Annotated in this window: 12 protein-coding genes; 3 read left to right on the top strand and 9 right to left on the bottom strand. The window is 61.3% G+C overall.

Annotated features, from left to right (window positions below):
* The first annotated feature begins 38 nt into the window (after positions 1–38).
* Positions 39–2,075, top strand: coding sequence for a response regulator (locus tag X756_RS154770; protein WP_245261366.1), 2,037 nt, complete (start codon positions 39–41; stop codon positions 2,073–2,075).
* Between the two features lie 214 nt (positions 2,076–2,289).
* Complete coding sequence (locus X756_RS1000000169785; protein WP_245264471.1) at positions 2,290–2,520, top strand: hypothetical protein; 231 nt, start codon at positions 2,290–2,292, stop codon at positions 2,518–2,520.
* A gap of 93 nt (positions 2,521–2,613) precedes the next feature.
* Here X756_RS1000000169785 and X756_RS1000000168695 read toward each other — a convergent pair whose 3' ends face one another.
* The 6 genes from X756_RS1000000168695 to X756_RS154790 form a co-directional block, all read right to left on the bottom strand.
* Complete coding sequence (locus X756_RS1000000168695; protein ID WP_023729484.1) at positions 2,614–2,790, bottom strand: hypothetical protein; 177 nt, start codon at positions 2,788–2,790, stop codon at positions 2,614–2,616.
* 26 nt (positions 2,791–2,816) lie between these two features.
* Positions 2,817–3,134: a hypothetical protein gene (locus X756_RS154775; RefSeq protein WP_023687854.1), complete on the bottom strand. Its 318-nt coding sequence runs from the start codon at positions 3,132–3,134 to the stop codon at positions 2,817–2,819.
* Between the two features lie 268 nt (positions 3,135–3,402).
* Positions 3,403–4,374, bottom strand: coding sequence for an SDR family oxidoreductase (locus tag X756_RS154780; RefSeq protein WP_023729483.1), 972 nt, complete (start codon positions 4,372–4,374; stop codon positions 3,403–3,405).
* A gap of 183 nt (positions 4,375–4,557) precedes the next feature.
* Positions 4,558–5,199, bottom strand: coding sequence for a hypothetical protein (locus X756_RS154785; protein ID WP_023691383.1), 642 nt, complete (start codon positions 5,197–5,199; stop codon positions 4,558–4,560).
* A gap of 455 nt (positions 5,200–5,654) precedes the next feature.
* A complete protein-coding gene (gene ftsZ / locus X756_RS0134010; RefSeq protein WP_023696303.1) occupies positions 5,655–6,635 on the bottom strand; it encodes a cell division protein FtsZ in 981 nt (326 codons plus the stop codon).
* A 318-nt stretch (positions 6,636–6,953) separates the two neighbouring features.
* On the bottom strand, positions 6,954–7,823 hold the full coding sequence (locus X756_RS154790) for a LysR family transcriptional regulator (protein WP_023714617.1): 870 nt from the start codon (positions 7,821–7,823) through the stop codon (positions 6,954–6,956).
* A gap of 532 nt (positions 7,824–8,355) precedes the next feature.
* On the opposite strand from X756_RS154790, the gene X756_RS154795 reads away from it, so the two are divergent.
* Positions 8,356–9,453: a DUF930 domain-containing protein gene (locus tag X756_RS154795; RefSeq protein ID WP_023696300.1), complete on the top strand. Its 1,098-nt coding sequence runs from the start codon at positions 8,356–8,358 to the stop codon at positions 9,451–9,453.
* A gap of 73 nt (positions 9,454–9,526) precedes the next feature.
* Here X756_RS154795 and X756_RS154800 read toward each other — a convergent pair whose 3' ends face one another.
* Genes X756_RS154800 through X756_RS154810 form a run of 3 tightly spaced genes read right to left on the bottom strand, consistent with a single transcriptional unit; the run spans position 9,527 to position 12,586 of the window.
* Positions 9,527–10,270: a ribonuclease activity regulator RraA gene (locus X756_RS154800; RefSeq protein WP_023729482.1), complete on the bottom strand. Its 744-nt coding sequence runs from the start codon at positions 10,268–10,270 to the stop codon at positions 9,527–9,529.
* Between the two features lie 23 nt (positions 10,271–10,293).
* A complete protein-coding gene (locus X756_RS154805) occupies positions 10,294–11,457 on the bottom strand; it encodes a mandelate racemase/muconate lactonizing enzyme family protein (protein WP_023729481.1) in 1,164 nt (387 codons plus the stop codon).
* A 31-nt stretch (positions 11,458–11,488) separates the two neighbouring features.
* Positions 11,489–12,586, bottom strand: a complete 1,098-nt coding sequence (locus tag X756_RS154810; RefSeq protein ID WP_023729480.1) for an ABC transporter ATP-binding protein — start codon at positions 12,584–12,586, stop codon at positions 11,489–11,491.
* Positions 12,587–12,600 lie beyond the last annotated feature (14 nt).

Here is a 12,600-nt window from a genome sequence, read left to right as displayed (position 1 = left end):
TGCAAAAGCTGGCAAGAAACAGGGTAAGGAAACTTGAGGTGGCAGCTCTTGCCGAAGGGCCGGCAAGAGCCCGCATCCTGGCGGTGGACGACGATGAGCGCAATCTGCTGGCGATCAGCGAAGTGCTCGCGACTATCGGAGAGGTCATCTGCGCCCAATCGGGCGAAGAGGCTCTGCGCTTTCTGCTGAAAGAGGAGTTCGCCGTCATTCTCCTGGATGTCCTCATGCCAGGGTTGGACGGGTATGAAACGGCCGCACTTATCCGCCAGCGCGAGCAATCCAAGCGCACCCCAATCATCTTCTTGACCGCCATCAACAAGGAGGATGCGCATATGCTGCGCGGCTACGACGCCGGCGCAGTCGACTATGTGTTCAAGCCATTCGATCCGATCATGCTGCGTTCGAAAGTCGCGGTTTTCGTCGAACTCCACGAGAAGACGCTCGAGATCCAGCGCAAGGCGGAGGTCGAGCAGGGGCTATTGGCGCAGGCGTTGCAGGCGCACAAGGACAAGCTTCAGGCCGAACGCGCGCTGCGCAGCGCCGAGCAACGGCAGGACGCCATCCTGAATTCGTTGCCGGTCTGCTTTCATGCTCGGGCAGCCGAGCCGCCCTTTGCGGCGCGCTTTGTTACGGAGGGCGTCGAGCGCTTGACCGGCTTTGCGCCTGAATACCTGACATCGGATCCAGAGTTCGGTCTCAGCCGCGTTCATCCGGACGACCTGCCGCGATTGAGGGAAGCGCTGCTGGCGGCAAAAACCACCGGCTCCTATACGTGCGAGTTCCGCTGGCAATGCGCCAATGGCGAGTATCGCATCTTTCTCGACCAGGGGGTGATGTCGGACGGCTCAGATGGCCGTGAACCGGAAATCATCGGCACATTGCTTGACATCACCGAGCGGCGCGGTCTTGAGGATCAGCTGCTTCAATCCCAGCGCATCGACGCTATCGGCAAGCTAACCGGCGGCCTGGCGCATGATTTCAACAACCTGCTCGCCGCAATTCTCAGTGGGTTAGGGCTGCTTGAACGCCGAGCCACGTTGGATGATCAGGCGCAACAGGTACTCGACCTGACGCGGCGTTCTGCAAAACAAGGCGCTGACCTTGTGGCGCGAATGCTGGCATTCTCGCGGCGCCAGACCCTGAAGCCGGAAGCGGTGCGCCTTGCTGCGCTGGGCGACACGATGAATGGATTGGTGGCGCCCGTACTGGGGGGGTTGATCCGTTTCGACTGGCAGATCGATGACACGATCTGGCCGGTGCATGTCGATGCAGGCCAACTTGAATTGGCCCTGATGAATCTGGTTTTCAACGCGCGTGACGCCATGCCCTCTGGCGGGACAATAACCGTGCATGCGCAGAATCGATCGATCGTGACGCAAACAGAGGATATTCCGCCGGGCGACTATGTCCTGATCGCCGTCAAGGACACCGGATCCGGCATACCCCCCGATCTTGTCGCCAAAGTCGTCGAACCGTTCTTCACCACCAAGCCGGTCGGTAAGGGAACGGGCCTCGGCCTCAGCACGGTCTACGGCTTCATGAAGCAGTCAGGTGGGACACTTCGCATAGAAAGCGTCGTCAACCGCGGAACTACCATGCAACTCTGGCTGCCACGTTCGACCGAACAGCCGGTGGATCCTGCGGTGGAACCCGACATTGAACGAGCGTTCGCCGATGCCGGAATGGAGCACCCATCAATCCTCCTGATCGACGACAGCCATGTTTTGCGGCAATTGACCGCCGAGTCCCTTCGCCAGCGCGGTTTCGAGGTGACCTGCGCGGGAGGAGGGGCGGAGGCGCTGGCCATGATGGAGCGCACTCCCGACAAGTTCGACGTCATTATCACCGACTTCGCCATGCCACTCGTATCCGGCGTCGACGTGATCCGCTTCGCGCGCAATTTGCGCTCGGACTGGCCAGCGGTCATGATCACGGGCTATGCCGATGCCCGGGAGATTGCCGATCGGCCGGCCGACGTGCCCTTGCTCGGCAAGCCCTTCCGCGACGAGGATCTGTTCGAAGCGATTTTCTTCGCGATAGAGAATGCGGCCCCCCAAAGGATCAAAACCGGCTAGCGCTTAGGGATTGTCGACGGTCTGGCGACGTCGGCAGGCCGGGCAGATCGAGACCGCACTTTCGGGGCACGGCGACAAGGGCCGCATTCCTGATCGGAAATCTGGGTCGTTCGCGGCGCTACCAGCGCTCCTCGGTGTCGCGGTCCGGTAGGTCTATTCCGCAGCACACCCAACCAAGGCGCTGCGCTGAACCGTAGTTGTACCGAGGCACCAGGTGAGCCGGATCATCGAAGGTACCGACGTGCAGCGCGATCTCGGTTGGCGACGCGTCGTAGCAAGGCTGAGCGGCGACCCGCATTCTGGGCAGAAGCCTCTTTGCGCGATCGGCGAAGACCTTCGATATGTTGGCGTTCCGGAATTCCAGCTCAGGCTTTGGCAGGGCATCCAGGCAAGAACTGCAAACGCGCTGCCGGTCGCTCGTCTGCACATATCGCAGTGGCAGTAGTGAACCCTCGGTTCGATCCCGGCGCTGAATCGGATCCTGCCACAGAGACATCCGCCATGGATGGCCAAGGAGCCGGGCAGGCGCTTGCCAACCTCACGCATTAAGATCGATCAAGGCGGCGCCGAACGCTCCGATCGCAGTCAAAGAGGCACTGCCGAGGTTTTGGTCGGTTGCGAAGGCTGTCAGCGCCCCGAAGCCTTCGTCGCCGAGGTCGAGCACCACGACGAAAATTCTTTGCCCGCTCACCTGGTTGGCGAGCTTGGGTTTCATCGCGCTCCGAACCTGTTGCGGGGCAGTTAATGGGCATGGTGCTCGGCATTCCGCTTGCGGGTTGCCGCTGCCTTCTTTGCCGATTCCGATCGGCTTGCGGCTGACCGTGAAGCCGATGCCTTGCCGCCGCTTTTCCCACCCTTGTGGGCCGCGGGGTGTCCGGTGTGTTTACCACGACCCGAGCCGCCTTCTTTCTTGCCGCCGCCATCGTCCTTGTTGACGGTCGCCCATGCCCGGCGCTCGGATTCCTTCTCGGAAACACCGCGCTTCTCATAGCCTGCGGCAATGTGGTCGGCTTTGCGTTCCTGTTTGTCGCTGTATTTCGATTTGTCGCCTCGTGGCATGGTCGTTCTCCCGGCTCAATGATGTTTGAACGGTATGCCGGCGGGAGAGTTCCAAGCGGAAATTCAGAAAATTGAAAACGCGAGCGAGGATTTCGACCAACACGGAGCGTTATTGCTCCGGAGCCGTGGCGGGTGCCGTGTAGCGGCGGCGCACGGCACCGATCACGCGCTTCTTGAAGCGATCGAGCGCGGCAGCGTCTCCCTGGAGACGACGTCTCCGCGTGCCGTCTACTCGGTAGCCCAATGCAACGAAATACGTTCCGCGACCTCAGTAGCCACCGACCACCGGCAGGATCTCTCCCGTGATGTAACTCGAGCAATGCGACGAGGCGAGGAACACGTAAGCCGGGGCAAGTTCTTCCGGTTGCGCTGGCCGTTTCATCGGCGTATCCGCGCCGAATTTCGAGACGTCGTCGGCTTCCTTGTCCGAAGGGTTGAGCGGCGTCCACACCGGACCTGGCGCGACCGCATTTACCCGGATGCCCTTGCCGATCAGATTGCCCGAAAGCGCTCGCGTGAAGGCATGAATGCCGCCCTTGGTCATCGAATAGTCAACCAGTTGTTTGGAACCGTCGATGCCGGTCACCGAACCGGTATTGATGATCGCGGAGCCCGGCTCCATGTGCGGCACGCTCTCCTGCGCCATATGAAAATAGCCGTAAAGATTGGTCTTCAGCGTCGTGTCGAAATGTTCCTCGGTCAGGTCGTTGAAGTCACTGGAATGGATTTGGAAAGCGGCGTTGTTGACCAGCACGTCGATCCTGCCGAATTCTTCGACCGTCTGCGCCACGGCGTTGCGGCAATGCTCGCGTTCACTGACATCGGCTTTTATCAGTATGCAACGCCGGCCTTCCTTTTCGACGGCGTTTTTGGTCGCTTCGGCGTCCCTGTCTTCGCTCAGGTATACGATCGCAATGTCGGCGCCCTCGCGGGCGAACAAGACTGCCACCGAACGGCCGATGCCGGAATCACCACCCGTGATAAGCGCTACCTTGTCGCCGAGTTTTTTCGATCCGAGGTAGTAAGGCGCATCGTAGAGCGGAGCGGGCTCGATCGCCCATTCATGCCCCGGTTTGGGTTGATGCTGCTCGGGAAAAGGTGGCTCGGGATATTTGCGGGCGCCGGCTTGCATCGCTTGTTGCATTTTGCCATTGCTCTTCGTCTCGTCTTTGGCGTCGGTACCACGCTGGATATGGCGTTGCTTGGCGGCTTCGGCTGAAGTCTGCGACTTAGTCTGCATGGCTTTCTCCTGTGCTCGGAGAACGAACAACGCATGCCGGGCAAAAAAGTTTGCGCAAATATCTCGATCCCGAAAGGGCTCGCCATTGCGAACAGCCTGCGAGGGGCGTGGAGCATTGGTCGTCAATAAGATCGGATTTGCCATGCCGGTGGCGTTCAGACAAACACCACATTCATTACCCGCTCAAAGCACGCTCTTTTCAGAACCATAGGGTTTGGCAATGCGGACCATGCCTTTCGTCCGAAGGCGCTGGTACAAATAGAAAATCGTCATCAAGCCGATTGCTGTTCCAGCACCAAGACACAGCGCGAGCAATAGTTCTGCACCGACACGAAACGCAAGCAGAGTAACGCCCGCCGCAGCGACGATGGCATTTATGAATGCGATCATAGTCGCTGCGGTGGTCAGGTAGGCCAGGAGAGGCCCAGTACGAAGAGAAGGTTCGGCGTCATTTTCGGGCCAGCGACCGAATTCCTTGGAAAACTGGAAGGCAGCCTCGTCGCCCAAAGTTCGATAGTAGGCTCTGATCCGGGCAATGCCGATATGGGCCTGCATGTTCTCAGCGGCGATGTCGACCAACCTCAAGACGGTAAAGGCACCCAGTAAAAAGACCGATGGCAGCACAACCGCGACAAACGGCAGGAAGAACTCGGAGGACTGCGTAACAAAGCCCGTTGCCACCAGAGCGCTCGACAGAGCCATAATGTAGATGGTCGTTCGCGACGCCATTTCACTTATGGACGTGCTGATCGCTGTCTGCTGCACGAAATGCTCTGTCGTCAGGGCCGCGAGAAACGAAGCATCGGGTGTCGGCGTGTCAGCCATGGAGTATGCTCCTGTCGGGTCGACCTGAGTTTTTCTTCGATATAGCGCTTGCGAGGCTGGCCGCCACTGGATGCTCCCGACGTCTGACCCATGCCGGTTTTATCGTGCCATATCCAGCGAGCCCGCATCACCGATCAGAAAGGGCCGATCATGTGGTCAGCAGATGCTGGCCATATCGCAGGCGAAATGTCTGCCGTGGTCAATCTGTATGGCCTCCTGTTGGGGATCCGGGTCGAAGCGCATTCGCGGCGCGGTTGCAGTTGGGAGCGGTTCCGCGGCGGCGCTGATGCGAGTTCGCGCATTCGTGGCAGCGGCCTCGAAACAAATTCGGTCTCTAGGCCGGCAACGCGAATTCACCGGCAAGTTCAATGGTGCGGGCTTGCGGGCCGACTTTTCGGTGGCGAAGCCCATGACCACGGTCCACCAGACTCATAAATCAGCAGCCCGGATCCTGCCTACTGCGGTATCTCCAGGCCCTGCCGCAATCCTGTCGCGACGACTGAGACCCTGAATTTTCCGGCGAGTGCCCGGTCGAATATGGCGCCGACGATGATGTCGGCGTCGGCGTCGACCTCCTCGCGGATGCGGGTGGCGGCCTCATCGACTTCAAACAGCGTCATGTCCATGCCGCCCGAGATCGAGACCAGGACGCCCTTGGCGCCGATCATCGAGGCTTCGTCGAGAAGCGGGTTGGCTATCGCCGCTTCGGCGGCCTTCCTGGCGCGGTCCTCGCCCGTGGCTTCCCCGGTACCCATCATTGCGCGGCCCATGTCGCGCATCACCGACTTCACGTCAGCGAAGTCGAGATTGATCAGCCCCTCCTTGACGATGAGATCGGTTATGCAGCCGACGCCGGAATAAAGGACGCGATCAGCCATGGCGAAGGCGTCCGCGAAAGTCGTCTTTGCGTCAGCGATCCTGAAGAGGTTCTGGTTCGGAATAACGATCACGGTATCGGCGCATTCGCGAAGCTGCTCGATGCCCTCTTCGGCGGCTTGCATACGGCGCTTCCCTTCGAAGGTGAACGGCTTGGTGACGACCGCCACCGTCAGGATGCCGGCTGCCCGTGCAGCGTTCGCTATGACGGGCGCGGCACCGGTTCCAGTTCCGCCTCCCATGCCGGCGGTCACGAAGCACATATGGGTTCCCGCAAGGTGGTCCCTGATCTCGTCGATCGATTCCTCGGCTGCCGCGCGGCCGATCGCCGGCAGGGACCCGGCGCCCAGGCCTTCCGTGACATGGGCACCCAGTTGGATCAGCCGCGATGCTTTCGACATGGTCAGTGCCTGGGCATCGGTGTTGGCGACGATGAACTCCGCACCCTGCAGATTTTCGGCAATCATGTTGTTGACCGCGTTGCCGCCGCCACCGCCGACACCGATGACGGTTATCTTCGGCCGCATTTCCGAGATGACGGGCCTTGCCGCGGTGCTCATCGTCTTGTCTCCTTGGAATTGATCGATAAAAAAGTTCCCGGAACGCGCCGCTTGAACACGCCAGGTGCAAGAATCAGGTTCTATCGCCTTGGCACAGGGAATCAGAGGGTGAACTTTGCGGCAAGACAAGATGTGGGACTTGTATCATATACGCCTGAATGAGCCGACCTTTTGAATGGGTCTAGTCCAATGTTCCGGAATTCGCTCGGCTTCTGGCCAGCGAAAATCCACAATCCGGGATCCAACCCCTTCAAGCTTCACGCGCCCGCCTCACGCGCGAGAACCTTGAGAATCTGGCGGCCGATCGACGCCTGACGCTTAGCGGATCGGCATCTTGCCGCGAAACAACGGCTGATGGGCCCGCATCAGAGCGGCAATCCGGTCGGCAATCTTTCGTACTGGCGGGGAGTGGCGTTCCTCATGATGGGTGACGATCCACTGGTCGGTTTCGAGTTCGGGGATAGGCTGAGCGACGCGAACCAGCCGCGGATCGCTGTCGCCGACGAAACACGGAAACACGGAAAGGCCGGCGCCCGCGGCCACAAGTTCTCGCACCGAATGGGTGTTGTTGCCTCGCACGGCGATGCGGTCGCCGTGATGGGCTTGCAGCCAGCGCGCCGAGGCGACGTTTGCTCCTTCGCCGGTGACGCCGACGAACAAGCCGGCAGCGATGCCGTTGATCAGGTGGCATCCGGAATAAATGGCATACGCGACCTTGCCGCTCTGGCGGCCGGCCAGCCACTGTTCGGTTGGACGCTCGCTGCGGATGCCGATATCGGCGGCGCGGCGACCGATGTCGACCCGGTCGGTGGTGGTGACGAGTTCCACCCTGATGCCGTCATCGACCGTCCAGATTTCGCCGATATGGGCCGAAACGAAGGCCGAGGTCCAAGGCCCGGCCGAGACGCGGACAATGCGGTCGGGCAGGTTTCCTTCGCGCCAGCGGGTCAGCGACTGCATTGCTGCTTCGACGTCTTCGGCGCGCCGCAGCAGTTCTTCACCGACCGGGGTTAGCCGGTAGCCGGTCTGCTGCCGTACGAACAGCGCTTCGCCGATCTGCTTTTCGAGCGCGGTGACGCGTCGTCCGAGTGTGGCTGCGCTGAGGCGCGTGGTTGCCGTAGCCGCGCTCAGGCCACCCAGCCGCGCAACGTCGAGAAACAACCTCAGATCGTCCCAGCCAATATCCATTTTGCAGAAATGAAAAACTCCTTGCGACCGTGGCTGTAGCGCGAAGCGGCCATCACGCGCAAGTATATAGGCATTGGAAGCGCTTGATAATTCTGCCCTGGCGGGAAAATGACAGGCACCTCGGTTGGCCAGGCAGTCAGCGCAATCCGTTCGATCGTGCATACGCTTTGCGCGATTGCTTTGCGTTTTCGACCAATCCAAGAGCGTGGGTATCCCGCTCGCCAAGGAGACGATCATGTTGCATGAACTTCGACACCGTTTCGCCCGCTGGCTTGCCTATCGCCAGACGCTTGCGAGCTTGAGGCGGCTTCCAGACAGCATATTGGCGGATGCGGGCCTTTCTCGCGAAGAGCTCCGCGAGCGAGCCCGCGACGCCAGCCTGCGTCGCTGAGATTGGAGGCGGGCATGCAGAGAATGGAGCCGGCGGCGAGAAGCAATCAGGCGTCGTCTCCTCACTGCTGAGCTGCGGCTGAATGCGCCAATACGGTTGCCACGCTTGATGCCGCCGCAGTTTCGCTCCACATCGTGAGGGATGAAGACCGAGACATCCGAGCGGCGGCGGACTTTGCTGTGGGCCTTGCCCGCATCGCTGGTCCTGCATGCGCTCATCACCGCGTTCCTGGTCTATGGCCTGCCCGTTCCTGCCCAGCAGCCGCAGGAGGAGCAAGCGGTGAACGTCGCGCTCGTGCCGCCGCCCGAACAGCCAAAACCGAAACCCGCTCCCGCGCCGCCGCCACCGCCACCCGGAAATCCTTCGGAGCAGAAGGTTGAAAAGCAGGCACCGGAAAAGCTGCCGCCAATCGAGGTCCTGAGGCCTGTTTTTCAGTTCGGCGACAAAGACACTGGCCCCAAAAAATCCTTGGATGGAGGCAGCGCTCAAGACAATGCGCCATCGCCGCCCAAGGATAACGAGCCACAGTCGGCTGTCGCGCCAAAGAATGCGGAGAGTAAACCCGCCTCAGCGCCAGACGCCGGAGAGCCGGCAGAGTCAGCCAAGATTAATGAGAAGCCGGAAGCGGACAAACAGGAGGCTGCGACCCCACCCGCTGACAAAGAGGCATCCGCGGCCGCAATGCCTTTGGCTGCCCATGGGGACGACGGTGAGATCGAGCTTCCCGCGTCGGCTCAGGCGCCTCGGACCAGACCCGAAAACGTGCCGAAACGCCGCCCCGCAAAGGCTACGAAGTCAGGACGCGGAATCACCGAAGAGCCAAACTCCATCGACGTGGCCTCGGCTACACCGCGGCCATATTCGGGCCTTCCGGGCGTTCGCAAACTCTTTTCGCAAGGCGCTACCGGTGATGTGTTCGCAACGAACTCGATGGCCGACGTGCCTCGCGATCAACGGGCCGCCAGACTTTGCGCCAGCGTTCTTGAGCAAGAGTTGAACGACGCCTCTTATTCTCCCCAACTGATCCCAAGCATTCCGCTCAAGGCCGGCAATGTTCTTGACGCCCCAGACACCGCTTTCCGCACGGCAACGACATGGTACCATCTGAGCTTTCGGTGCGGTATCGACATCAATGCGACGCGGGTCACGTCGTTCGCCTTCCGTGTCGGAGCCGCCGCCTCGCCAGACGAAAGCGCCTTTCTTGATCGGGACGTTCGTCGGCGGCGCGGTCCCGGCTGAGACGGCCCCCCAGTAGTCTGCCGGGGGGCACATCGAATTTCACCGCACATATGGATCGTCTTGAATGCCTGCGTCAATCCGCCGGACGACTGGCTTTGCGCCACTCCTCATATTCGCCGCGGGCATCGTCATGCAGCGGATAGTAGCGCTGCAGCGGTGCGCCCTGCATCAGCTTCTCTCGCGAGAACTCTTCCCAATCGTGATGCTTCCGGGATTCTTCGATCACCTTTGCGGCCATTGCGACGGGAAGCACTACCACCCCGTCGTCGTCTGCGATGATAATGTCGCCAGGGATCACTGTGACACCGCCGCAGGCGATCGGAACGTTGACGGCGTTCGGATAGATGCTGGTTTGCACATGGTAGTTGGGCGTCCAGCCGCGCAGCCATAGCGGCAGATCGAGCTTTTCGACATTCGGCCGGTCGCGCATGCATCCATCGATGACGATGCCCGCGCCGCCTCTGCCCTTGAAGTAGGTCGACATCATATCGCCGAAGACGCCCGAGCTCATGTCACCGCGCGCGTCGACGACGACCACATCGCCTTCCTGCGCGTGGTAGAGCACGTGCCGGTGCAGTTGCGTTTCCGGGTCGGCGTATTCTCCCTCGCTGAAGAGGTCCGGCCGCTGCGGCAGGAACTGCAGCGTCAGCGCCGGCCCGACGATCGACTTCCCATGGTTCTGCGCCACCGGACCGACCATGTGCGGATTGCGGAAACCCATGTGGCCTAGCGTGCCGGCAACCGTCGCGGCGCCGATTTCCCTCAGGGCGTCAATGAGGTCTTTGGGCGGTCGCGTGATGTCAGGGGTATGCGTCATTGTGGACTCCGGATAAAAGGGGACTACCAGTTCGTAACAGACCCGTCGCGGCGCCTGAGGTGAGGCGCTTCCCAGAAACGAAAAGCCTCCGCCTGGACCGCCGCTTCGTTGACCTCGACGCCGAGGCCCGGCAGGTCGCTGACCGGATAGTCGGGACCGTCGAGCCGTGGCTGCACGGGGAAGAAGTCGGAATTGTCGAAGCCCAGCTTCGTCTCGGGTTCCCTGGTCTCGAGCCACGCGAAGTTGGGTACGGCGGCGGCGAGATGCAGGGTCGCGGCCGTGCACACCGGACCAAGCGGATTGTGCGGCATCAGGTCGACATAGTGCGCCTCGCTCCAGCCGGCGACTTTCATCGCCTCGGTGAGCCCGCCGACATTGCAGACATCGAGACGGTTGAACTGATGGATGCCGCGCTCGATGTAGGGCAGGAACTGCCACTTGCTGGCAAATTCCTCGCCGATGGCAAAGGGAATGTCGGTCATCCTGCGCAGGGATTCGTAGGCTTCAGGTGTCTCGTCTCGTATCGGCTCCTCGAGGAAATCCAGCACGCCGCGGCCGAGTTTGTTGCAGAAGCTCGCCGCCTCTGCCACCGACAGCCGATGATGATAGTCGATGCCGAGAACGACGTCGTCGCCAAGCGCCTCGCGCGCCTTGTTCAGCATGCTCGCGGTAGCGCCGATCGACTCGCGGGGTTCGAAGATGTCCCTGCTGCTTTGCCCTGCGGGGAAGAAGCGGATCGCCTGCCACCCCCGTGCGCGCAGCTCCCGGGCTCGTTCGATGGCGACGTCGCCCTCGGCCTCGTCTCCGGTCGAGGCGAAGGTGGGGATGCGGTCGCGCTGCTTGCCGCCCAGCAGTTCGTAGACAGGCACCCCCAGCGCCTTGCCCTTGATGTCGTGCAGGGCGACGTCGATGGCGGAAATCGCCGCCTGCAGAACGCGCCCGCCTTCGAAGTACTGGCTGCGATATGTCTCCTGCCAGATCCGCCCGATCTGCATCGGGTCGCGGCCGATGAGAAACTCGCGATAATGCTCGACCGCGCCGGCAACGGCCTTTTCGCGCCCGCTCAAGCCGCTCTCGCCCCAGCCGAAGACGCCTTGGTCGGTCTCGATCTTGACGAGCATCTGATTGCGCGTTCCAACCCACACAGGATAGGGTTTGATCGCGGTGATCTTGAGCTTTTCAGCCATCCCCAACGTTCCCAATGAACCCCGTCTTGTCTCAGCCGGCCTTGAGGGCCAGTTCAGTTTCGCCATCGAACAAATGCAGCCGCTCCTGGTCGAACTCGAGCCAGATCTGCTCGTCAGGTGCGACGGCGATGTTGGGGGACACGCTGATGTTGACGATGGCGCCTGACAGCAACGCCTGCACAAAGGTGACGTCTCCGGTCGGCTCCACTGTATAGGCCTTGGCCGGGACGCTGCCTGGCACCGCGCTCTTGTGCAGCCTGATGGTCGAGTGACGTGCGCCGAGCACGACTTTCCTCGACGTTGCCCCCGCAACCTTCCGGGCGTTGAGCGGCGAGAGCTCAAGGCTCCAGCCCTCCGCGCCGGTCAACGCAGTGTTGCCGTTTGCTGTCGATGCCTCCAGTGGAACAAGGCTCATCGCCGGGCTGCCGATGAAGCTGGCGACGAACATGTTCACCGGATGGGCAAAGACCTGCGCCGGAGAATCGTATTGCAACAGGTAGCCGCCGTTCATCACCGCCATCTTGTCGGCCATGGTCACGGCTTCGAGCTGGTCGTGCGTGACATAGATGATGGTCGCCTTGAGGTCCTGGTGGAAGCGCTTGATCTCCGAGCGCATCTGGACGCGCAGTTTGGCGTCGAGGTTGGAGAGCGGCTCGTCCATGAGGAAAACGGCAGGGTCGCGGACGAGGGCGCGCCCCAAGGCGACACGTTGCTGCTGCCCGCCTGAAAGTTCGCGCGGCTTGCGCTCGAGCAGGTGCGTCATGTCGAGCACGCGCGCCGCTTCCTTGACCTTCCTGTCGATCTCGTCCCTGGGCAGCTTGCGCATCTGCAGCGGGAACGCCAGGTTCTTGTAGACCGATTTCTGCGGGTAGAGCGCGTAGTTCTGGAACACCATCGCGATGTCCCGGTCCTTGGGGTCGAGGTCGTTGACCACGCGGTCGCCGATGACGATGTCGCCCGATGTGACCGGGATCAATCCCGCGACAAGATTGAGCGTGGTTGTCTTGCCGCAGCCCGAAGGGCCGACGAGCGCAACGAACTCGCCGTCATTGACCGTCAGCGAAACGTCGTTGACAGCTTTGAAGCCGCCATAGGTCTTGACGAGATCTCTCAGGACCACGTGGGCCATCGGCAACTCCCTAC

The sequence above is a fragment of the Mesorhizobium sp. LNJC405B00 genome (assembly GCF_000502615.1).
In the GTDB taxonomy this organism is placed as follows: Bacteria; Pseudomonadota; Alphaproteobacteria; order Rhizobiales; family Rhizobiaceae; genus Mesorhizobium.
This window is presented reverse-complemented; position numbering and strand designations above follow the sequence as displayed.